This is a genomic window from Azospirillum sp. (assembly GCF_035628975.1).
Taxonomy (GTDB): Bacteria; Pseudomonadota; Alphaproteobacteria; order Azospirillales; family Azospirillaceae; genus Azospirillum.
This window is the reverse complement of record NZ_DASPIS010000010.1, coordinates 1-23,647: the sequence shown is the minus strand read 5'-3', so window position 1 is coordinate 23,647 and position 23,647 is coordinate 1. Positions and strand designations below refer to the sequence as shown.

General features: G+C 68.1%; 12 protein-coding genes and 1 pseudogene. 5 read left to right on the top strand and 8 right to left on the bottom strand.

Annotation, left to right across the window (positions count from 1 at the left end; all coding sequences use genetic code 11):
* A pseudogene (locus tag VD964_RS02655) lies at positions 1 to 108 on the top strand (IS5/IS1182 family transposase); the annotation flags it as partial.
* 788 nt (positions 109 to 896) lie between these two features.
* On the opposite strand, the gene VD964_RS02650 reads toward VD964_RS02655, so the two are convergent.
* Positions 897 to 4,013, bottom strand: a complete 3,117-nt coding sequence (locus VD964_RS02650) for a response regulator (protein WP_324865272.1) — start codon at positions 4,011 to 4,013, stop codon at positions 897 to 899.
* Positions 4,014 to 4,288: 275 nt separating this feature from the next.
* Between VD964_RS02650 and VD964_RS02645 the strand changes: the two genes are divergently transcribed.
* Positions 4,289 to 6,241 (top strand): ATP-binding response regulator, encoded by a 1,953-nt coding sequence (locus VD964_RS02645; protein WP_324865270.1) that lies wholly within the window; start codon positions 4,289 to 4,291, stop codon positions 6,239 to 6,241.
* Between the two features lie 174 nt (positions 6,242 to 6,415).
* Positions 6,416 to 7,135: a hypothetical protein gene (locus VD964_RS02640; protein WP_324865268.1), complete on the top strand. Its 720-nt coding sequence runs from the start codon at positions 6,416 to 6,418 to the stop codon at positions 7,133 to 7,135.
* 88 nt (positions 7,136 to 7,223) lie between these two features.
* Here VD964_RS02640 and VD964_RS02635 read toward each other — a convergent pair whose 3' ends face one another.
* From VD964_RS02635 to VD964_RS02620, 4 genes are all read right to left on the bottom strand, one after another.
* The gene (locus VD964_RS02635) at positions 7,224 to 8,777 is read right to left on the bottom strand and encodes an ABC transporter substrate-binding protein (RefSeq protein WP_324865266.1); all 1,554 of its coding nucleotides are present in this window, start codon (positions 8,775 to 8,777) and stop codon (positions 7,224 to 7,226) included.
* 158 nt (positions 8,778 to 8,935) lie between these two features.
* Positions 8,936 to 9,790 carry a ParB/RepB/Spo0J family partition protein gene (locus VD964_RS02630; protein WP_324865264.1) on the bottom strand — a complete coding sequence of 285 codons (855 nt, stop codon included), beginning with the start codon at positions 9,788 to 9,790 and terminating at the stop codon, positions 8,936 to 8,938.
* Positions 9,780 to 10,802 (bottom strand): AAA family ATPase, encoded by a 1,023-nt coding sequence (locus VD964_RS02625; RefSeq protein WP_324865262.1) that lies wholly within the window; start codon positions 10,800 to 10,802, stop codon positions 9,780 to 9,782. The genes VD964_RS02630 and VD964_RS02625 overlap by 11 nt, the downstream gene beginning before the upstream one ends.
* Before the next feature lie 210 nt (positions 10,803 to 11,012).
* Positions 11,013 to 11,960, bottom strand: a complete 948-nt coding sequence (locus tag VD964_RS02620) for a replication initiator protein A (RefSeq protein WP_149228246.1) — start codon at positions 11,958 to 11,960, stop codon at positions 11,013 to 11,015.
* 1,063 nt (positions 11,961 to 13,023) lie between these two features.
* Between VD964_RS02620 and VD964_RS02615 the strand changes: the two genes are divergently transcribed.
* Positions 13,024 to 13,833, top strand: coding sequence for a MarR family transcriptional regulator (locus VD964_RS02615; protein ID WP_324865259.1), 810 nt, complete (start codon positions 13,024 to 13,026; stop codon positions 13,831 to 13,833).
* 574 nt (positions 13,834 to 14,407) lie between these two features.
* Here the strand turns inward: VD964_RS02615 and VD964_RS02610 are convergent.
* Positions 14,408 to 14,695 (bottom strand): DUF2218 domain-containing protein, encoded by a 288-nt coding sequence (locus tag VD964_RS02610; protein WP_324865257.1) that lies wholly within the window; start codon positions 14,693 to 14,695, stop codon positions 14,408 to 14,410.
* Positions 14,696 to 14,721: 26 nt separating this feature from the next.
* A complete protein-coding gene (locus tag VD964_RS02605) occupies positions 14,722 to 16,719 on the bottom strand; it encodes a TonB-dependent receptor domain-containing protein (RefSeq protein ID WP_324865255.1) in 1,998 nt (665 codons plus the stop codon).
* 209 nt (positions 16,720 to 16,928) lie between these two features.
* On the opposite strand from VD964_RS02605, the gene VD964_RS02600 reads away from it, so the two are divergent.
* The gene (locus VD964_RS02600; RefSeq protein ID WP_324865252.1) at positions 16,929 to 17,960 is read left to right on the top strand and encodes an AraC family transcriptional regulator; all 1,032 of its coding nucleotides are present in this window, start codon (positions 16,929 to 16,931) and stop codon (positions 17,958 to 17,960) included.
* 206 nt (positions 17,961 to 18,166) lie between these two features.
* On the opposite strand, the gene VD964_RS02595 is transcribed toward VD964_RS02600, so the two are convergent.
* Entirely contained in the window at positions 18,167 to 23,008 is a 4,842-nt protein-coding gene (locus tag VD964_RS02595) for an NAD-glutamate dehydrogenase (protein ID WP_324865250.1), read from the bottom strand.
* Between the last annotated feature and the right edge of the window lie 639 nt (positions 23,009 to 23,647).

Here is a 23,647-nt window from a genome sequence, read left to right as displayed (position 1 = left end):
CGCAATCGCCGCCTCGCCAAGGACTTCGAGGCCACCGTCGAGAGTGCCGTCGCCTGGATCTTCATCGCCAGCGTCAAACTGCTCTCAAGACGGGTGGCCCGGACATAGCCACAGCCATGCCGATTCCGAGTCCGACTCTTAGGGGCATAGATGATCGGGATCACGTCGAAGATCAGCTTACGCCGCCGCTTCAGCTTGAGACTCTTGCTCATCAGCGCATCGGTAGTAGCCGCCGCTTGCAAGATGCTCTGCGCCTCTCGCTTAACGTCGTTGTAGTTTGACGACAGTGAAATCTTTACGAGTTTGATACCATAGTCATTACCGAATATGGTCAAATCAGAGCTATGTGTGCGACCATCATAGTCTTTCACCTGCGGCCAGCCTGTGTAGAGTACTATATCCGCGTCCTGCGGATACACTTTGCCGTCGCGCAGAAATTTGATGATGCTGGCTGAGACAGCACTATCATTTTTCCGGCCGATAGTAGGAATAAAAGCGATCGGCATTTTAGCTACTCACTGTTATCTGTTGCTAGCAATCCTACTTTTACGGGCGGTTCCCTTCAAGCGGATTGCTCTCTACACCTACTCTCTGACTGACTTAACCCCGCGGCGGCAGCCTAAATGGTGGCAACACCAGCAATCATCGCCCTGCTCAAAACAAGAAAATTGCTCGTTTTTCCCGTCGTCAAAAGTAAAAATACTCCTATATCAAAATATTAAAGAGCGCTCTCGTTGATGATGCCTTTAGCTTTTGCATAATTCTATTTTCCATGACCCCTCCAAATTGCCTGTTTACTTTTTTCACCGGTGACGCCCTGAATTTTGATAACTGTTATAGCCATGGCGTGATCAGTGACATTTGCTTCTGGCGCAAATCAGAAATTATTACCTCCCCTACTCCTCCCCCATCGCCTCCACCGCCCGCCGTGACGCGACGCAGCGGGCGATCTCGGTCAGCAGCAGCATGCGGTCGATGGGCTTGGGCACATGGCAGTCCATGCCGGCCTCGTAGCAGCGGGCGATGTCGTCGGGGAAGGTGTTGGCGGTCAGCGCCACGATGGCGACGCGGCCGGCCGGGCCGGGCATGGCGCGGATGGCGCGCGTCGCCTCCAGGCCGTCCATCACCGGCATGTTCACGTCCATCAGGATCGCGTCGAACGGCTCGCGCCCATCAACCGCCGCTGCCGCCGCAACCGCCTGCGCCCCGTCCTCCACCGCCGCGACGCTGTGGCCGGCCTGCTTCAGCAGGGTGACGGCCAGCAGGCGGTTCATCTCCACATCCTCCGCCACCAGGATGCGCAGGGGCTCGGCCGCCGATGGCGCGGGGGCGGGCTTCGGGGCGGGCGGCTCGGCTGTTGGCGGGGACGGGGGCGGCGGGGGCGGCCCGGCGGCAGGCGGCGGGGCGGGTTCGGGGGTGGGCTCGGGGGCCGGCTGGGGCGGGGTCGGGGGTAGGGCCAGGGGCGGAGACGGGGCCGGCGGGTGCAGGCGGGCCAGACGGTCGCGCAGCTCCAGCGGGTCGTAGGGCTTGGCGATCAGGTCGTAGCCGCCCAGCGCCACGTCGTCGGCCACCACCGCATGGGCGGCGAAGCCCGAGGCCAGCAGAACCGGCAGGTCGGGGCGCAGGCGCCGGGCCTCGCGCGCCAGCTCCGCGCCATTCATGCCCGGCGGCATCACGATGTCGCTGAACAGCAGGTCCAGCGGCTCGTCCCCGCGCAGCACCACCAGGGCCTCGCCGGCTCCGGACGCGCCGATCACCCGGTGGCCCCAGCTGCGCAGCAGGGCGCAGCCGTGCTCCAGGATGTTGTGGTCGTCATCCACCATCAGGATCGACAGGCCGGGCCGGTCCGACGGCGGGCGGACGGTGCCGCCGCTCTCGTCGGCCAGACGGTCGGGCGGGAAATGGAGGGTGACGGTGGTGCCCTGCCCCACCCGGCTCGACAGCGTCATGGTGCCGCCATGCAGCTCCACCAGCCGGCGGGTCAGCGGCAGGCCCAGCCCGGCGCCCTCGGTCTGGCGGTTGGCCGGGCTCTCGACGCGGGTGTAGGCCAGCAGGACGCGGCCCAGATCCTGTTCGGGAATGCCGATGCCGGTGTCGCGCACCTCCAGCAGCAGGCCGCCGTCATAGGTGGGGGCGGGGGCCGGGCCGGCGGTCAGCGAGACGGCGCCGCCGGAGGGCGTGTATTTGACGGCGTTGGACAGCAGGTTCAGCAGGATCTGGCGGAGGCGCCGCTCGTCGCCGCGCAGGTGGCGGGCGGCGGGGTCCACCCGCGCCGAGAGGACGATGCCGGCGCGGGCCGCGCGCGGGGTCAGCAGGCGGATGGCGAAGGTGGCGGCGGCGTCGAGGTCAACCGCCTCGTCGTCCAGCACCAGCTGCCCGGCCTCGGCACGGACATGGTCGAGGATCTCGTTGATCAGCTCCAGCAGATGCTGGCCGCTGTCGCGGATGTTGACGGCGAAGTCGCGGTAATGGGCGGTGCCGACCGGCCCCTCCGACTCCCGCGCGATCAGGTCGGCGAAGCCGATGACGGCGTTCATCGGGGTGCGCAGCTCGTGGCTCAGGCTCGCCAGGAACTCGGTCTTGCTGCGGCTGGCCGATTCCGCGGCTTGGCGGGCGTCCTGAAGCTCCGCCTCCATGATCTTGCGGGCGGTGACGTCGCGCTCGACGCTGACGTAATCCTGCGGGGCGCCCCAGTCGTCGGTGACCAGCCGCACCGCCGCCTCGATCCACACCCAGCGGCCGTCGGCATGGCGCAGGCGGTAGGTGGTCTTCAGGGTCGGACGGTCGGGGGTCAGGCGGGCCAAGCCGGCGGACAGGGCGTCGCGGTCGTCGGGGTGGACCCGCTCCACCAGCGGGCGACCGATCAGCTCGGCGGGCGCGCAGCCCAGGCTGTCGCGCGTCGCCTCCGAACAGAAATGCCGCACGCCGTCCAGCCCGATGCGGCCGATGATGTCGGTGACGCTGCGCGCCAGCAGGCGGTAGCGCGCCTCGCTGGCGCGGATCGCGCGTTCGGCCTCGTGCCGGCGGGTGATGTCGCGGGCGCCGACCGACAGCATGACGATGGCGCCGCTCTCGTCGCGGATCGGCACCTGCGACACCTCCCACCAGCGGGTGACGCCGTCGTGGGTGTGCTGCTCCTCGAAGCGGGTGGGGGCGCCGGCATCGATGCAGGATTGCAGGTCGGCCATCGCCTTGGCGGCCAGATCGGGCGGCAGCAGGCTGTCGAGCGGCTTGCCCGGCGCGTCGGCCGCGCGGTCGCCCATCGCCCGCAGGGCGGCGGCGTTGGCGCTGTGCAGGGTGAAGCTGCCCTTTTCGCCGACGCGGATGATCGCCAGGCTGTCGGCGGAGCTGTCGAACACGGCGCGGAACAGGGCGGCGTTCTCGGTCAGGGCGTTCTCGTCGTCGACGCGACGGTGCTCCCGCGCCAGCATGGTGCCGAGCAGGCCGATGCCGAGCGTGGTGAAGGCGGTCAGCGGCAGCGCCGCCTCCTCCAGCACCCGCATGGCAAGCCCCAGGTCGGGCAGCAGCAGGAAGGCCGTCAGGGTCAGCGGCGTGATGGCCAGCCCGAACAGGGACAGCAGGCCGAAGCCGAAGGCGCCCTTCCCTTCCCCTCGGTTGGCTGCGCCGGCGGCGCGCCGCTCCATCGGGCGGGCCAGCAGCGGCGCCACCAGCGCGGTCAGCAGGATGCCCACCAGACCGGTCAGCGAGCCCATGCCGCCCAGCCACAGCCGCACCCCGCCGGCAGCAAGGGCGGAGATCAGGGCGGCCGGCCAGCCGCCGAACAGCCCGGCCAGCCCGATCATCACGTTGCGCAGGTCGACCAGAACCCCGCCTTCGACCGGGTAGGCGTCGAGCATCGAGATGGCGGCGGCCACGCCGAACAGCAGGCCGGACAGCAGGGCGAAGGGCAGGCGCCGCGTCCCGAACCGCCGCAGCACGTAACGGTAGGCAAGCAGGACCAGCGCCAGCAGCCCGACGCCGTGCGCAAGGGCGATGATGATGCCGGTTCCCATGCTCCGCCCCCCAGCGGCAATCCCGATCCCGCCCCAATTCCGGAGTCCGAAATCGGGGATGAACTTTTACACAGGCAATGCAACAAGAAAAAGAAACGATTCGAAACAGTCATATGAGCTTTTTATATAGTCCCGCTGCCGAAAGCGGGCGAAGCGCCCACCGATCGATGGCGACGGTAGGATCGGCACCACGCGGCTGTCGTGTTTGGCCGCCGCTTCGGCTAGGATGCCCTGCGCGAATTGTTCGTAGTCGTCGTGTTTTCGTGGGCTTCGGCATGCTGTTCAAGGTTTTTTCACGGAGCCTGGTCGCCCGAACGACGGCATCGGCGGTGCTGCTGGTGTCGGTGCTGATCGCCGTGCCCATGGTGGTCCTGATCCAGGCCGACGTGCGCAACACCCGGGCCGAGCTGGCCATCCGGGCGGAGATGGCGACCAGGATCGTGCTGGACGACGTGGCGAACGCGCTGTGGGACCTCGACCCCGAAGAGGCGGCGACGGCGCTGATGCCGCTGCGCTCGATCGACAGCTTCGCCGAGGCGGTGATCCTGGGGACCCATGGCGAACGCTTCGCCACCTTCCGCAAGCCGGGCGCGGCCATCGTCAGCGACGCCACCGCCACCGCCGCCGCCGTGCCGCTGACCCACCAGGACCGCACGGGCGCCGTCCGCAACATCGGCACCCTGCTGGTCCGGCTGGACACCGGCCCGACCGACGCGGCCATCCGCCACCATGTGCTGGTGCTGAGCGGGGTCGGCGCCGTCACCCTCCTGCTGGTGGTCCTGGGGGTGGTGTGGGCGACCCGCGGCATGACCCTGCCCATCGCCGGCATGACCCGCGCCATGGCCGATCTGGCGGCTGGCGACGTGTCGGTGGACGTGCCGGTGCGTCACCGCGACGACGAGATCGGCCGCATGGCAAAGGCGCTCGCCACCTTCCGGCAGAACGCCATCGACCTGCGCGTCGCCAAGGAACGGGCGGAGCAGGCGGTGGCGTCGAAGGCCAAATTCATGGCCGCCGCCAGCCACGACCTGCGCCAGCCGGCCCAATCGCTGCTGATGCTGACCGCGATGCTGCGCGCCACCGCCCCCACCCCGAAGGTGGCGGAATCGGCGCGCAAGATCGAACAGGTCGTGATGACCCTGAAGCAGCTGCTGGACGAGTTGCTGGAGGTGTCGCGGCTGGACGCCGGCGGCGTCGCGGCGAACAAGGCCGTGCATGAGGTCGCCGACCTGTTCGACGCGCTGGAATCGCAGTACGGCCCGGTGGCGCGCAACAAGGGGCTGGCCTTCGCCGTGCCGCAATACCGGGCGCCGGTGGTGACCGACCGCATCCTGCTGCTGCGCCTGCTGGGCAATCTGATCGACAACGCGATCCGCTACACGGCCAGCGGGCAGGTGCAGGTCGCCTGTCTGGAATCCGGCGGCACCCTGATCGTCGAGGTGCGGGACACCGGCATCGGCATCCCCGAAGACAGGCTGGACGCCATCTTCGAGGAGTTCCACCAGATCGGCAACCCGGAGCGCAACCGCGACAACGGCATCGGCCTTGGGCTGTCGATCGTCAAACGGCTGGCGACGGTGCTGGACCACCCGGTGAAGGTGCGCTCGACGCTGGGCAAGGGATCGGTCTTCTCCGTTACCATTCCGCTGGCCCCGGTGGAGGCCGCTGCGGTGGAAAGCGTTGCAGTGGAGCCTGGGCCCCCTGTTCCGGTGGCCCGGCCGGCCGTCTCCGCCGCTCCACCCGCCCCTACCCCAATTCCTGCTCCTGCCCCTGCCGCCACGATGGCGACGCTGGCGGACGCACCGGCGAAGGAGGGGGAGATCGCGATCCTGGTGATCGACGACGACAGTTTCGTGCTGTCCGCCATCTCCATGTTCCTGACCAGTGCCGGGCATCGCGTCGTCGGCGCCTCCACCGTCGCGCAGGGCCTGCGGGCGGTGGAGGACGGGACCGTCCGTCCCGATGCGGTGATCGCCGACTATCACCTGTCCGCCACCGAGAACGGCCTGGATTTCATCGCGGAGGTCTGGACGCGGCTGGGCCTGCGCATCCCGGCGGTGCTGATCTCCGGCCGGCTCGACGGGGCGGTGACCAGCCGGGCGGCGGAGATGGGCGTGATCGTGGCCGCCAAGCCGATCATGCCCGACCGCCTGTCGACGCTGGTGGAGGCGATGACCGCCTCGCGGCCGGCCCTGTCCGTCGCCGCCGATACCTCCCGCCCCGCATAATACCCACCCTGCATAAGACCGGGTCGGCCGAAGTCATCGGCCGGGCGCCGGACGCTTAGAACTAAAAATAAACTCACATATCCGGCTGTGCTGTGGCACAACATTGACGCCATGCCCGGAACCAGTCTTGCAACCCGCGTCACGGGCTGGAAACAAGCAACCTCGGAGGATTCCATGCGCGGCGCCACCACGACCGACATCACGCGTGCCCGGGACATCATCGCCGGTTTCGACTTCGGCTATGTGGTTGACCGGGCGGTCGCCGCGGGCATGACCCGCGCCACGTCCGAGATCGCGCTGCACCAGTTGAAGGCCTTCCTGCTGGCCTGCGCCGAGCATCCGGACCGCGACATCGTTCCGCAGTCCGCCGCTTGCGACGATCTGTGGCACGAGTTCATCGTCGCCGACACCCGCGCCTACTTCCGCTTCTGCGAGGCGGTGTATGGCGAGTACCTCCACCACAACGGCGTCGCCGTCGCTGCCGACCGCATGGCCGCCGCCCGCGCCGACAGCGCTCGCCTGTTCGCCACCGCGGATTGCCTGCGCGAAGCGAAGGTGGCGGATTGCCTCCGTGAGGCGGAGGTTGCTGATTGCCTCCGTGAGGCGGAGGCTGCTGATTGCCTCCGCGAGGCGAAGGCTGCCGATTGCCTCCGCGAGGCGAAGGCTGCCGATTGCCTGCGCGAAGCGAAGGCGGCCGACTGCCTGCGTGAAGCGAAGGTGGCGGATTGCCTCCGTGAGGCGGAGGTTGCCGACTGTCTGCGTGAGGCGAAGGCCGCCGACTGCCTGCGCGAAGCGAAGGCCGCCGACTGCCTGCGCGAAGCGAAGGCTGCCGACTGCCTCCGCGAGGCTAAGAGCGCCGACTGTCTGCGCGAAGCGCGGTCACAGGACGCCTGACACCACCCGGCGGCTTCAGCGAAAAGCCCCTGTCCGTCAGCCGGACAGGGGCTTTTTTCTTGTCGGCGCCGCCCTGCCCTTCGCCTGATCAGCCAAAGTTGAGGCCGCCGAACGGCGTGATGAAATTCTCGCTCAGCACATTGCCGCGCAACGCCACGTAATCAGGCACCACCAGCGGGATCACCGGCAGATCCTTCATCACCAGACACTCGGCATCCTTGTAGACCTCTGCGCGGCGTTCAGGGTCCGCGATGGCCATCGCGCGTTCGACCAGGCCGTCGAACTCCGCATTGGACCAGCCGACGGGATTGAAGCGGCTGCGGCTGCTGAACAGCTCGTCCAGGAAGTTCATCGGGTCGGGGTAGGTGGCGGTCCAGCCGAACAGGAAGGAATCGTAGTCGCGCCGGCGGGAGCGGGCGATGAACTCCTGCCGCGGGGCGGTGACCAGCTTCGCCGGGATACCGGCATTGTTCCATTGCGACACGTAATAGACGAACTCGCGCCGGTATTCCGGCACGACGGTGACGGTGAAAGGATCGATGCCGCGCCCAGCCGGATAACCGGCCTCTTCCAGCAGGCGTGCCGCCAAGGTCGGATCGTAGGCCAGCGGCTCCAGCCTTTCGTTCGACAGCAGGGCCGGTGGGACGACGCCGTTATGGACGGCAGCCACGCCGCGGAAGAACCGCTCCGCCATCGCGTTGCGGTCGATCAGCAGCGACATCGCCCGGCGCACCCGCAGATCGGCAAAGGCCTTCACCCGGCGCGGATCGAGCGCCACCACCCGCATCTGCATCCGCTGCACGTTGGACAGCGACCTTTTGAAGCCGGGATCGTCCATCACCCCGCGCAACGCATCGGTGTCGACGAAGGTGAAATCGACCTGGCTGTCGTTGAACAGCGTGATGCCGTCATTGCCGATGCCGGTGGCGAGGAAGGACACCCGCTCGAACGGCACCGCACCGCCGCGCCAGCCGGGATTGGCCTCCACATCGATGCGGATGCCCTCGGTCGAGCGGGCCAGCCGGTAGGGGCCGGTGCCCGCCGACATGGTGCGGAACCAGTCGGGACCGGCCTGCTCGGCCGCCTCGACATCGACGATGTGGATGCGGGCGAAGGGGAAGACGGCGTTGGGTTCGTCGCAGACCACCTCCAGCGTCCGGTCGTCGATCACGGTGACGCCCGACAGCTCGCTGGTCGTCTTTGCCCGCAGTTCGCGAAAGCCGCGGACCTTGGACAGGGCCAGCAATGCGAAGTTGGCGCCGTCACCCGCCAGAGCCGCTTCGAAACTGCGTTTGACGGACGCAGCGGTTAAGGGGCGTCCGGTGTGGAAGGTCACGCCGTCGCGGATCGTCAGCCGCCAATGCCGTGCATCCTCCGAGGCTTCCCAAGCGGTGGCGAGACCCGGCAGGATGCGGCCCTGGGTATCGACGCTGGTCAGGCTTTCATACATCGAGCCCAGGATCTGCCGCGCGACCAGGTCGCTGACGGTCAGCGGATTGAGCGCCGCCGGCAGGGACTTCAGCCCGATCCGCAGGGCTCCGGCGGCGGCCAGCGCCGGCCGCGGCACCGCGCCGGACAGCGCGGCGGCTCCGAGAAGGCCCCCGAACGCGCCAAGAAAATGTCGTCTCTGCACAGCCGGCATCGCTGATCCGTCGCGTCGTAGTCTTGCCGGCAATCCTTACCATGGGGCAGGGCAGGCGGTCACCCTGGACGACCGCCAGAGGCTTTCGCACTCGAAAGCAACCGGCGGTCGCGTGCTATCGACCAGGCAACCCATGCGTGCTTTCGAGTGCGAAACCCTCAGCCGTTCAGCAGGGCGTCGATGCGATCGCGCAGGGCCTGCAGCCTTTCGCGATGTTCGCGCTGCAGGGATTGGGCGACCGTGTCGATGGCGGCCAGATCCTTGTCCATGCGGTTGATCGCCTTGCCCAGCACCCGCATCGGCTCGGCCGTGGAGGATGCCGCCGGCCGGGCAGCCCGCACCGCGCCCACCGTCAACCCGCCGGTGCGCGCCGTCTGCCAAAGTCGGCGCAGCTCCGCCTCGTCCTCGACGAAGGCCAGTTCGACCAGGGCGGAGCGGGAGACCGCGTCAGGGTTGGCGCGGTAGTCGGCGAGGATGTCGTCGGGCAGGCGCAGCACCTTCAGGCGCTTGGACACCTCGGCCTCCGAACAGCCGACGGCCGCCGCCACCTCCGCCTGGGTGTAGCCGTGCGCCTCGATCAGCTGCGACAGGCCGCGGGCGAGGTCGATGGCGTCCAGATCCACGCGCTGGACATTCTCGATCAGCGCGATCTCTTCAGGGCGGCCTTTGGTGATGATCGCGGCGATGGTGCCGCGGCCGAGCAGACGGTGGGCGCGCAGCCGCCGCTCGCCGGCCACCAGACGGTAGCGCCCCTTCTCCGCCCCCTCCTGCACCAGGACTGGTTGCTGCAACCCGTGGCGCGCGATCGAGTCCGCCAGCGAGCGCAGGGACTCGTCGTCGAACACCGTGCGCGGCTGGCCGGGATTGGTCTCGACGGCGTCAAGATCGACCTCGACCAGCCGGGGCAGCACGCCGCTCAGCCCGAACATGCGGTCGGTCTCGGCGGCGAAGCCGGCCTCCTTGGCCTGAAGCACGGTGGCGGCGGTCTGGCGGGTCAGCTTCTTAGGCGGCATCGACGGTCTCCTGCAGGCGGCCCATGGCGGTCAGCAGCGCAGCGGCGATGGCGGCATAGCTCTCCACACCGGGGGCACCGATGTCGGCATCCAGCGTGATGACGTTGGCGCCGGCCGCCTGGGCATAGATGGTCGCGCGCGGCACCGGCGGGAACACGCGGCGGCTGTCGCCCCACAGCCGCTGGATGTCGTCCAGCGACGACCGGTCCTGGGTCTGGCGCGGGTTGACCATGGTCGGCAGGATGCCCAGCACCTCCAGCCGCGGGTTCAGCCGGCGCTGGATCTTGGCGACGGTGTCGAGAAAGGCGCTGACGCCGAGGATGGCGTGCGGCTCCGCTTGACAGGGCACCAGCACATAATCGGCGGCTGTCAGGGCGTTGATGGTCACGGCACCCAGATTGGGGGCGCAATCGATGACGATCACGTCATAGCGCTCCCGCACGCCGTCCAGCATCTCGGCCAGCGCGGTCTGCGCATTGGTCAGGTTGCCCGGCAGTTCGGTGTCGGCACTCGCCAGCGCGATGCTGGACGGCACGACATCCAACCCCTCGACGCCGGTCGGGCGGATCACCGCGTCGAGCGGGGTCTTGCCCATCAGCGCGTGATAGAGGACCTTCCCGGCCTCGGTCAGCGCCACCACGTCGGTCTGCGGCACGCCGACATGCACGGTGGCGTTGCCCTGCGGATCGGCATCGACCAGCAGCACGCGGTTGCCGGCGCGCGCCAGGATGAAGGCGAGGTTGATGGAGGTCGCGGTCTTGGCGGTGCCGCCTTTCTGCAGGCCGACGGCGACCGTGGTGCCGCGGCGGGGCAGGGGGCTTTCCGGCCGTTCCAGATCCAGCAGCAGAAGCCGTCCCAGCACGTCGCGGGGCAGGGCCTCCTTGCCGGTTTCCCACTTGCTCAGCCGCTGCTTGTCGTATTTGCGGCCGGTCAGTTCGTTGACGAACGCCGCCATCTGCGTCTGGGTCAGGCCGCGCCGTTCCCGCAACGCCTTCAACTGTTCCCCTGTCACGCCCCGTCCTCCTGCCCCGGCACCGGTTGCGGCGACCCTATCAAGTCGTCGCCACTCCGGCAACGGGTGTCTACCGAAGGGGGAAGGGGGGATCGCTTTTGGGATTCAGGTGACGGCGTTCCACTTCGAATGCCCTTCTCCCCTTGTGGGGCGGGGCTTTGCCTGCGAACGATCTCCAGACGTGATGGCTGTATCAGGACCAGCTGCCATTCACACCGTCTCGTCGTATTCCACCTTGGGAACGTCGATCCAGTTTTCCGGCTGGCCCTGGTCCTTCTTCCAGAACAGCACCGGCAGGTCGGCGTTCAGCACTCGGCCCAGAACGGCGCCGCGCGCCTTCATCGTCTCCTTGTATTCCGCCGTCTCCACGATGCGCACGCCATAGCCGGGGATGCGGTCGGCGGCCAGGACCGGACCCAGCGCGTTCTTGAACTTGCGCAGGTCGTTGTCGGAACCGACGCGTTTGCGCAACGGCTCCAGCGCCATCCAGAAGGCATGGCCGCGGGCGAGGTGGGCGCGCGCGATTTCGTAAAGGCGCTTTTCCACCGGCTTCAACGCGAAATACTGGTCGTCGTAGCTCAGCAGATTGTGGCCGAGAGCCGCACGGGTGACCCAGCCCGACAGAGTCAGCTTCAGCCCGCGCACCGCGCGCTCGCCGTCCTTTTTGCGCTGGTAGAGCAGCTTGTAGTCGGAAATCCACGAGAAGGCGCCGCTTTCGCCCTCCCCGCCGGTTTCCAGGTTGGTCTTGATCTGTGTGCCCTGCAGCCGTTCCAGCGCCCCTTCGATCTTGTCATAGGCGCTGCCGCCCGCGGTCTTGCCGACGATGCGCTGGAGGTCGCTGGTGGTGAAGTGAAGCTCGCCCAACTTGGACGGGCCCTTGCCCGATTCCATCTTCTCGCGCAGCAGAGAGATGGCGTAGAGCAGCACCGCCTTGTCCCAGATGGTGGCGACGCCGACATTCTTCGGTGCCCGCACCTCGATCCGCACCTTGCCGTCGTCATAGGTCGGCAGCGATTCCGCCTTGTCCTTCGACAGGCCGAACAGGCTGTAGACCATCATGTGGCGGTCGTTCTGGACATCGCCGGTCAGCGGTGAATCGAGCCGCAGAGCCAATTGCAGCGGCCGGTCGAGCAGCTCGGCGTTGGTGGTCTGTGACATGCGATCTCTCCGCGGGTGCTGTGCGGCTTCAAGTGGGTTGCAGCCATAATCCACAAGCCCGCCCCCCTGTTCCACCGCTCCGGCTCAAACGTCGCCGTTCTGCCGAAAGATTCCCGCGAACGGTGCGATTTGCCCGGTCGAACGTCGCCGTTCTGCCAGTTTTCCCGATGGGGGCCGGCGGGCGGCCATGGGAGGCGGTCGGGGGTGCCTCTGACGGCTCTCACCCGGTCGGTGGCGGCATCAACGTCTGCGTTCTGCCGTGCCGGGGGGTGGCGGAACGGGTGGCGCTCGTCATAACTGATTGTATTCGTTGGATTATTGCCCTGCATCACTGCCTAGGCCAGGGTCGGAATGCCCCCTGAACGGCCCCTGACTGGCAGAACGACGACGTTCGGACGATCCGCCGGAGGGCCGATTCCCGCCCGATTCTCCGCCGATTCTGGCCGGCCGGGGGTGGGGAGGGCTCCATTATTCGGCAGAACGGCGACGTTCGGAACCAGGATCCGGCAGACACAAAGCTCTCATCCTCAAGAATCTTTCGGCACAACGGCGACGTTCGGAGCCGAATCTTTCGGCACAACGGCGACACTCGCAGCGGGACGGCCGACGACATGCCACCACAAGTGATTGATTCCCGCTGAAGAATCCCGCCGCCGCCCATTGCGACGTCGCTGATGTGCCACTTTCCGAAGACCGTGGACAGACGCGCAACGGCACGTACACATTTCAAAAAACGGGCGAAAACCGCCCTCACGCCATCAACCTGCGTCCATGCCAGTTCCTGGCCGACGCCACGAGCCAGTGTGAATCCTGGCATCTTGAAGGAGAGCACCATGACGTAACGGAGGACCGACCTCCGCAAACACAAAAGGCCCGGATTGCTCCGGGCCCTTCGTGTCGGACGGAGGAGACCGAGGGAAACCCGGGCACCCCACATCTGGCGGTTTGGCGACTCCATGATGGCAGGGCAGGCCCGTGAAGCCAAGCGGATTCATCCCGAGTCCGTCGACGCCCTTCCTTTGTCTCCACCCGTCCACGGATCGACCGACAGACGGGTGTCTCAATGAAGCCGTACATCGACATGTACAGGCGCTGGATTGCCGTGCCCGGCATCCAGGCCGCCGACATCGCGGTATTGTCCGCGCTCTATGCCCATGCCGACCGCGACGGTGTCTGCACCGCCACGCAAGGAGAGCTGGCGGAGGAGCTTGGGCAAAGCCGCGCCTGGTTCAATGCCGTGCTGAAGAGCCTGCAGGGTTCGTCGGCTTCGCTGGTCTGCGCCAAGCCGCGGCGCGGCCTGCGCGGTTTCGCCTATCAGCTGGTGGGGATGGAGGGCGTCACCGCCGGCCTGTCCTGTCAGCCGGCTGACATCGGCGGTTCGCCGGCCGGCTTCTCCTTAGACTCTCAGAATCCTGAATCCTCCTCCTCCCCATCTGGCGGGGAGATGGCGACTGGGAAGATGGGTCTGCGGGATGGGGCTTTGCCGGTCGATTGGCAGCCCGATGCCGCCGATCTCGCCTGGGCGACGCAGGAGCGGCCGGAGGTCGATGCCGGCCGGGTGACCGCAAAGTTCGTGGCCTGGTGCCGCAAGGCCCATGCCCGCAACGGCTACCGCCCGCCGGATCCGGGGGCCGCATGGCGGCGCTGGATCCTCCGCGAGCTGGTCGCTCCGGCCGATGCCTCCCGCGATCCCGCAACTGAGCCGTCCCCCTCCATTCCGTCCGCCATCCGCAACCACCGCCGGGAGCCCCGCCATGATCGCCGTTCCGTCCTTCCCCGCAGCGGATCCGCGCCCGATCCCGCATCCAATGCTGCCGTCCGCAACCGCGAAACCCTCGCTGCCCTGCGCCTTCGCCTCGCTGGCCAGTCTTGAGGTCGCCGACCTGCGGTTCGAGACGCAGGATCTGTCGCCCGAGGAGATCGGTGCGCTGGCCGACCGGGTGGAGCAGGCGATCGGCACGCTGACGCCGCCGATCGGGATCGAGAATGTGCTGATCGGGCTGGAAAAGCTGGCCGACCGCTTCGCGCTGGAACTGCCGGATGCCGAGCTGCTGGAGGCGGACGTGCGGGCGATGGCCGATTGGCCGGCGGACCGCTGGATGGCGGCATTCGAGGCGGTCTGGTCGAATTTCCGCAGCGGCTGGAGCCGGTTCCCGACGCTGGGCGACTTCCGCGACGCTCTGGCCGCGCTGCCGACGGTGGCGGAGAGCCGGGCCGCCGACGACCTGCGGCGTCTGGCCTCCCGCCTGCGCCAGGAACAGTGCTTGCGCGCCCGCACCGAGGAGCAGCGCCGCCGTGCCCGTGCCCGCGAAGCGGCGATGGCCGAGCGGCAGCGCGAACTGGCGCGGTGCCGGCTGGCGGACGAGACGAAAATGGACAAGAGCCCGGATCCGGCGGTCGGTGAAGACCGCCGAATGCCGGACCGGCCAGGATCAGACCGGCCGGCGTCAGCCGGCGGGAGTCCAGTCCGGCTTCAGCCCCTCCTTCCAGGCGAAGCGGACCAGATGGTCGTCCACCACCGCCTTGACGCGGGCCAGCGCCTCGGTGTCCGCCGCCTCGCAACGCAGGGTCAGGATGCCTTCGGAAGCCGTCATCGTGCAGCGTCCCCAGGGGAATTGCGCCTCGCCGCTGGCGGCGTCGTAGCGCACCGCGATCTTGTGGGCGAAATGCTTGCAGAGCTGCTGCAGGTACCGGTTGGCAAGGGCCGTCGGAACAGTGGCCGTTTCGGTCAGCATGGATGCGCTCCCTATCGTAGGCCCGCTCAGAACTTGACTGTGGAGGTGATATAGAAGGTCCGCCCCTCCGCGAGCGCCGGCTGCACGGTGGAGGTCTGGCCGTAGCTGGACCGGCTGACATAGGCCGCGTCGAAGATGTTGTTGGCCTCGGCCCGCAGGGTCCAGTTGGGCGCCGTCTCCAGCGGCTTCCATTCGGTGAAGAGGTTGACGACCTGATAGCCGTCGATCGACCGGAACCCGTTGGCCCGCAGCGCGTCGTCCTCGACCTTCAGCGCGATCTCCGCCGAGGCGCCCAGCGTCAGGCGCAGATCCTTGAAGCCGTAATGGCCGTGGAAGGCCAAGAGGTTGCCGACCGGGACCGCCGTGTTGTAGTCCGACGACAGCGCCATGCGGTTGCCGTACTTCACGTCGGTGTGGGTGTATTTCGCGCTGATCCCGGCATTGCTCCAGTCATAGCCGGCGGTCAGGTCGAAGCCCCTCGTGCGCAGATCCTCGCCGTTGACGCGGGTGTAGGTGGTGTAGTTCCAGGCGACCGGGTTCTCCATGTAGGTGAGGAAGGCCGCCGCCTCCAGCCGCAGGCCCTGGTGGGCATAGCGCAGGCCGGCGCGCATGTTGTGGGCGGTCACCGGCTCCAGGTCGCTGGAATAGCGGTAGTTGGCGGCGTGGAACAGGGCGGCCTCGGCCATCTCCAGCCCGCCCCAGTTGTAGCTGTAGCCGCCGAAGGCGGTGAGCCGGTCGGTCAGGGCGTAATCGGCCGACAGGTTGGGGCTGATGCCGGTGTTGTCGAAGGTCTTCTTGTCGACCGACCGGTAGCTCTGGTGGTCGATGCGGACGCCGGTGGACAGGCGCAGCCGCTCCACCGGGGCCAGACGGGCCTGCAGGAAGCCGCCGACATTGGTGATCCGCTCGTTCGCGTCGGTGGTGAAGTGGAAGCGGTCGATGTGGATGTCGTCGCGGGAGAGGTCGAAGCCGGCGGTCAGGGTGCCGGTGGGGATGGCGAAGCTGTTCTTCACCGTCAGGCCGATGGTGTCGACCTCGCTGTCGAAGGCGCCGTGCGCGGTGGTGCGGCGATTCTCGTTCGGCCGCTCCAGCCGGTTGCGGGTGTAGGTGAAAGTGACGCCGGGATTGAACCAGTCGGTCGGCTGCGTGGTCTCGTAGCTGACGACGGCGGTGGTGCGGGTCGCGGTGTTGCTGTTCATCAGCGGCCCGGTCGGCCCGCCGACGATGCCGAGGTTCGAGCGCAGGCGGCGCACCGCGTCGTCGCGCACATGCTCGCCCGACACCGAGATGCGGTGGCCGCCGTCGGACTCATAGGCCAGCTTGCCAAGGCCGCCGACCAGATCGGTGCCGGTGCCGGCCTCGGTCACGCCGTTGCCGTTCTCGTAGTTCTTGCCGCGCGACAGGGTGCCGATGCCGAGGATCTCGAAGCCGTTTTTGGCGGCATAGCCGGCGCCGGTGGTCCGCCAGGTCTTGGAGTTGGTGTCGTAGCCGAGGATGGCGGTGGCGCCGACATCCTGCCCCGGCAGGAGCATGTCGGTGGCGTCCTTCGTCTTGAAGGCGACCGCGCCGCCGAGCGCGCCCGGACCGGCATCGGCCGGCGACACGCCGGGATCGACCTGGACCGACTTCAGGAAGGTCGGGTCGAGCGTCAGGTTGCCGTTGTGGTGCCAGATGCCGTTGCGCTGGGCCGCACCGTCGATGGTGACGTTCAGCTTGCTCTGGTCGATGCCGTGCAGATAGATCTTCTGCGCCGCGGTGCTGCTGCCGGGGACGGTGATGCTCGGCTCGTCCTGGAACAGGTCGCGCAGGGTCTGCGGCACCTCGCGGTCGATGGTCTTCCGGTCGATGACGGTCGCCGCCTCCACCGGGCGGGGCGCCTCGCCCTCCACCGCGACGGAGGGGAGGGTGACAGCCTTGTCTGTCGCACTGCCGGCCTGGGCGAGAGCCGGGACGGCCTGTGCGATCAGCGACAGGGTGAGGAGGGCGGTCGTGCTGGTGATCCGGTGACGGAATCGGCTGGTCATGGTCGGCAGTCCATCCTTTCGCGTCACCCCCGGATCACGCCCGCTGGACCATCGGCCCCCGCTGTGATATCCGAGAATGAGACGCATTCGCAATTTGGTTCCAGCGTGCTGGACGCTGTTCACGCTGGTATAGCCCGCGCTGCGCCGACGATGCCTTTGCGTGCCGGTCAAACTCCTTTGCCGGTTCGCCAGATGACGGGGATGGGGCGATGACGGATGGCGACGTATTGGGGGCTGAAAGTCCGCTCCGTTGGCGGGATCTGGTGGCGCGCGGCAACCGCGGGGGCGAGGCGCTGCCGGCGATCGTCCCCTCGCTCGATCCCGACGACATCGTGCTGCGCGGCCGGTTCCGCATGGAGATGCTGCGCAGCGGCCTGTCGCTGCACGCCACCGACGCGGTCGATCTGCGCGACATGACGACGGCGGCGGCGGCCGGGGCGGGGTTGACGGTGGCGCTGTTCCTACGGGGCGAGGTCGACATCTCGCTCGGCGAGCGCCGCTATGCCTTGTCGGCCGCGCGGGAGCCCGTCCTATTCCTGCTGTCCCGCACGGAGGAGGACCGGTTCCAGCGCCGTGCGATGCGCGGCAACTGGGTGCGCAAGATCACGCTGGGCCTGCCGCCGGACTGGTTCGACACCGATGGCAGCCCTGTCGCCGGCGAGGCGGCGGGGGAGGGGGGCCTGCGGCGCTTCTGCCGGACGCATGGCGCCAGCCTGACGCTGCGGCCGACGCCGCGGCAGGTGGCGCTGGCGGAACGGCTGACCGGCCCGATCGCCTGCCCGCCGATGCTGGAAAGCCTCTATCTGGAAAGCCACGCGCTGGAGATCGTCGCCGATGCGCTGGGCATGGTCGACATACCGGCCGCCAACCTGTTGAGCAGCCGGGACCGTGCCCGCCTGCGCATCGCCTGCGACTATCTGGAGAGCCGCGACCCGGACGACGACGCGCCGCTGCGGCTGGAAGAGGTCGCCCGCCATGCCGGGATGAGCGTCAGCACGCTGCACCGGCTGTTCCGCGCCGGCCATGGCATGTCGGTGTTCGAGTATGAGCGGGCGCGCCGGATGGAGCGGGCGCGGACGGCGCTGGAGTGCGAGGGTGTCAGCGTGACGGAGGCCGCCTATCTCGCCGGCTATTCCAGCCCGGCCAACTTCGCCACCGCCTTCAAGCGGCGCTTCGGCCGCTGTCCGCGGGAGGCGCGGGCGACCCGCATCGCCCTCCCGCCGGCCGCGGGCAGAGGTTGAATCGCAGAGCGGTCCGCTATCCGCAGAGGTTGCTTTCGAAATAGAAAATGGGCGGACCCGCGGTCAAGCGGATCCGCCCGAGGCAAGGAGACTGAAAGCCGGTGCCCGAACGTGCCTGCAAAGGCACCGGCGTTCCGGCGGCCCGGCTGCGCAAAGCTGCGCGACCGGGCCGTCCGAACCGAGCGTCTCCTATCCCTGTGTGCTCATCACCCCGCGATCAGGCCGCGCAGCTGCCGGTTGGCGACCGCCAGCATGGCGAGGTCGACCGCCGGCTGGGCGCGCAGCTCGGCCAGCAGTTGCTCGACGCGTTCCACCACGAGGCTGCGGCTGGCGATCCAGGCATCGACCGCCGCGGACTCGTCGCCTTCGCTCTCCAGCACGCGGATGGTCAGCGCGCTCTGGTGTGCGAACAGGTCGTCGATGATCGCGGCTACCGCCTGACGCTGCCAGTGGTTGTCGACCTTGGCGCCGTCGGCGCGGTCGCGCAGCCATTCCAGGCCGAAGCGGCGGCCCAGCCCGAAATAGACCGAGGCGACGCCCTCCACCGCACGGCCGGTGCGCTCGGCGATCCGCACCAGATCCGGGGCGGCGGCCAGCACCGGCAAGGCGGCGACACGGCGGGCCAGATCCTCCGGCACGCCCTGGGCGGTGGCATCGGCGACACGGGCGGCAAGGCGGGAGGATTCCTCGGCATCCAGGAAATGGTCGAGCCCGGCGGCCAAAGCCTCCACCCCCGGACGGAAGGCGGCGGACTCCCGGCCCAGATCCAGCGGATGCGGGCTGTGGGCCAGGAACCAGGCGACCGCACGATCCATCAGATGGACCGTCTCCAGCATCAGCGTGGTCTGCAGGGCGGCCGGGACCGCATTGTCCAGACCGTCGATGGCATCCCACAGCGGGCGAAGCTGGAACACGTCGCGGGTGATGGCATAGGCGCGGGCGACGTCCGCCGGGCCGAGGCCGGTCTTCTCCACCATGTCGCGGACGAAGGTGGGGCCGACGCGGTTGACCAGGCTGTTGGTGACGGCGGAGGCGATGATCTCGCGGCGCAGGCGGTGGCGGAAGATCGCCTCGCGATGGCCATCGCGCAGCGGCTGCGGGAAGTAGCGCAGCAGGTCCTCGACCGTCGCCGGATCGTCCGGCAGTTCCGACGCCAGCAGATCGTCGTACAGCGTGATCTTGGCGTAGGCCAGCAGCACCGCCAGCTCCGGCCGGGTCAGGCCGCGACGCTCGGCCATGCGCTGGGCCAATTCCTCGTCGGTCGGCAGATACTCGATGGCGCGGTTCAGCCGGCCGTTGCGCTCCAGGTTGCGGATGAAGCGGGACTGCGCCTCCAGCAGGGCGGCGCCTTGCGCTTCGGCGATGGTCAATGCGCCGGTCTGCCGGTAGTTGTCGGCCAGCACCAGACCCGCCACCTCGTCGGTCATGGCCGACAGCAGGGTGTCGCGCTGCTTCAGCGTCATGTCGCCCCGCGCCATGACGTCGCCTAGCAGGATCTTGATGTTCACCTCATGGTCGGAGGTGTCGACGCCGGCGGAATTGTCGATGGCGTCGGTGTTCAGCCGCACGCCCTTGCCGTCGCGGCCCTTCTGCGCCGCTTCGATACGGCCGCGCTGGGTGACGCCCAGATTGGCGCCTTCGCCGACCACCTTGGCGCGGATCTGGCCGCCGTCGACGCGCAGCGCGTCGTTGGCCTTGTCGCCGGCTTCGGCGTTCGTCTCGGTCGATGCCTTGATGTAGGTGCCGATGCCGCCGAACCACAGCAGGTCGACTTCCGCGGTCAGCAGGCGGCGCATCAGCTCGGCCGGGGACAGGTGGGTCTGCTCGATGCCGAAGCAGGCGCGGACCTCCGCCGTCAGTTCCACCGTCTTGGCGCTGCGCTCCACGATCATCGCGCCCTTCGACAGCTTGGAGCGGTCGTAGTCGGCCCAGGAGGAGCGGGGCAGGGCGAACAGCCGGTTGCGCTCCTCCCAGCTCGTTTCGGCGTCGGGATCGGGATCGAGGAAGATGTGGCGGTGGTCGAAGGCGGCCAGCAGGCGGATGTGGCGGGACAGCAACATGCCGTTGCCGAACACGTCGCCCGACATGTCGCCGACGCCGACCACGGTGAAGTCGGTGGTCTGGATGTCGGTGCCCATCTCGCGGAAATGGCGCTTCACCGATTCCCAGGCGCCGCGGGCGGTGATGCCCATCACCTTGTGGTCGTAACCGGCCGAGCCGCCCGAGGCGAAGGCGTCGCCCAGCCAGAAGCCATGGTCGACCGACACCCCGTTGGCGATGTCGGAGAAGGTGGCCGTGCCCTTGTCGGCGGCGACCACCAGATAGGGGTCGTCCCCCCAACGCTCCACATCGTGGCGCACCACGTTCTTCGGCGGCACCACCGAGCCGTCGGCGGCCAGGTTGTCGGTGATGTCCAGCAGGCCGCGCATCAGCGTCTTGTAGCACTCGATGCCTTCGGCGAGCGCCGCCTCGCGGCCGGCGCTGGGAGCGGGCGGCCGCTTGACGACGAAGCCGCCCTTGGATCCCACCGGCACGATGACGGTGTTCTTCACCATCTGCGCCTTCATCAGGCCGAGGATCTCGGTGCGGAAATCCTCACGCCTATCGGACCAGCGGATGCCGCCGCGGGCGACCTTGCCGCCGCGCAGATGGACGCCTTCCATGCGCGGGCTGTAGACGAAGACCTCCACCCACGGGCGGGGCAGCGGCAGTTCTTCGATGGAGCCGCTGTCCAACTTGAAGGACAGGTGGGGCTTCGCCGTGCCGTCCGGGGCAGTCTGGTAGGCGTTGGTGCGCAGGGTGGCGCGGATCAGGTTGACGAAACGGCGCAGGATACGGTCGTCGTCCAGATTGGTGACGGCGTCCAGCGCGTCCTCGATTTGCTCCAGGATCGGCGCTTCGTCGGTTTGATTGGCCGGATCGAAGCGGGCGGCGAAGAGGCGGGACAGCAGGCGGGCGATCTGCGGATGGCCGGACAGCGTCGCCTCGATGGTGTCCTGGGCGTAGGCGAAGCGGGCCTGCTTCAGGTACTTGGCATAGGCGCGCAGAACCGTGACCTCACGGGCCCCCAGCCCGGCGCGCAGCACCAGCCGGTTGAAGCCGTCATCCTCCATCCGGCCGTCCCAGATGTCGGCAAAGGCCTCCTGGAAGGTCTGCTTGACCTTGACGCAGTCGACGGGCAGGCCGGTCTGGGTGCGGGCGGAGAAGTCGTGGATCCAGACCGACGGGGCGCCGCCGGCCGGGCGGACCTCGTAGGGCTGTTCGGTGATCACCTTCAGGTCCATGTGCTCCAGCATCGGCAGCACGTCGGACAGCGGCACCGGCCGGCCCTGGTGGTAGATCTTGACGTGCAGCTCGTCGCCGTCCGCCTCCAGCGGGTGGAACAGCACGATGCCGAGCCGCTGTTCGGAGAGCGCGCGTTCGATGCGGTCGATGTCGTGGACGGCGGTTTCCGCGGTGAAGGTCTCGCGGTAGCCGGCCGGGAAGGCGTCGGCATAGCGGCGCAGGCGGGCGTTGCCGATTTCCTCGCCATGCGCCTCGACCAGCGCATCGCGCAGCCGGTCGGCCCAGCTGCGGGAGACCTGGACCAGCCGGGCCTCGATCTCGCTGATGTCTGCGGCGGGGATCCTGCCCGGCTCCGTCTTCACCATCAGGTGCAGGCGGGCGAGCGCGCTGTCCGACAGCTGGGTGAAGTAGGAGGTGCAGCTGCCGTGGAAGGCCGTCTCCAGCACGCCCTGGATCTTGCGGCGGAGCGCCGTGTCGTAGCGGTCGCGCGGCACGAAGACCAGCGCCGAGACGAAGCGTTCGAACGGGTCGCGGCGGACGAACAGGGCAAGCCGCTGGCGTTCCTGCAGATGCAGGATGCCGAGCGCGGTTTCGAACAGCTCGTCGGACGGGGTCTGGAACAGCTCGTCGCGCGGATAGGTCTCCAGGATGTTCAGCAGCGCCTTGCCGTCATGGCCCGACGGATCGAAACCGGCGCGGCCCATGACGCGGGCGACCTTGCGGCGCAGGAACGGGATCTCGCGCGGGCTGCGGTTGTAGGCGACGGAGGTGAACAGGCCGACCGACAGGGTGATGCCGAGGACATTGCCCTGCCCGTCGAAGCGCTTGACCAGGATGGCGTCGAGCGGCACCGAGCGGTGGACGGTGGCCTGCCGGGTGCCCTTGGTCACCAGGAGCGCGCGCGGCTGGTGCAGGAAGGCGCGGATTTCGGCGGGCAGGACGGCGGCGTGGCCGTGCTCGTCGAAGACGGTGATCTCCGGGTCGCGCAGCACTCCCAGCCCGCTGCCCTCGACCAGCTCCAGCCAGGGCTCCCGCCCGTCGCCGCCGATGGTGGCGGTGTAGAGGCGGCTGCCCAGCAGGGTCATGTTGCCGTCGTCGACCCAGGTCAGGAAGTCGGTGGCTTCCTTGGATTCCTCGGCATCGGGGGCGTGGGCGATGTCGTCGCGGGCGGCGCGGACGCGCTCGCGCATCGGGGTCCAGTCCTCCACCGCGGCGCGGACATCGGCCAGCACCCGTTCGATGCCGGCGCGCAGACGGGCCTGGGCGGCCGGATCCGACAACGGGTCGATGGAGCAGTGCATGAAGGATTCGTCGCGCGCGCCGTCCTTCTCTTCGTCGGCTTCCAGAAGCTCGACGATGCGGCCCTCGGCGTCGCGGACGACGCGGGTGACCGGATGGATGACGAGGTGGACGGTGACGCCCTGCCGGTTCAACTCCGCCGTGACGGAATCGACCAGGAAGGGCATGTCGTCGTTGACGATCTCCACCACCGAGCGTTCGGACTGCCAGCCGTGCTCGTCCAGCCGCGGCGCATAGACCCGAACCTTGGGCTTGCCGGGCGTGCGTTGCTGTGCCCATTGCCACATCGCGAGCGCCGCACCGTAAAGCTGTTCCGGTGTGCCGCGCAGCAGGTCGTCGGGGGGCACGTTGGCGTAGAAGCGCTTCACGAAGCGCTCTGCCCGCGCGTTCGGAACCCGGCTGCGCACCAGTTCGGCCAGCTGCTGCCGCAAGTCGCCCGCCAGATCCTTCGTCGCCGTCCGCATGATGGTGGATGTCTCCTCTCGGGTTTTCTTTGGATTGGTAGTACCATCCCCACCCGATCAATTCGACGGCAAATAAACGGCAGGATTTCTGACCAAGCGGCGATTCGCACTCCTTTCGGGTTATTTCCCCAAAGATTCGGACAACCCAGTGACATAGTCGCCGAATTTATCCATAGCCCGTTCACATCCCCGCCACCACCCTCCCGCCGCCGGTACCGCGGCAAAGGCGCACAGTGCCCTTCTGCCGCACCTCCCGGTGGTCGCGGGGGGCCTGCGGGGGTGGGGAAGCCGAATCGATTCGGGCGGTTCGGCCTTCTGCCGGCAAATCCGCGGAATGCCTGGAAAATGGCGCTTCAAGAAGGTCAGCGGTGCTGACCGGACAGCGGTTCCGTTCTCCACCGGCATGATTTGCGACAGGGTATCGATGGGACGGCGTGCGTGCGCGGAAAATTCGGAAAAATCGCGGGCGCACGCCGGTCTTGGAAAGCGGTCGCAGGGTCAGGCGTTCGTCTTGAACTTGGCGGCGAGCTGTTCGGAGGTGCGGGCGAGGATGCCGAGGTCGGAGCCGACGGCAACGAAGGTGCAGCCCAGCTCGATATAGCGCTTGGCCAAAGCCTCGTCGGCCGACAGGATGCCGGC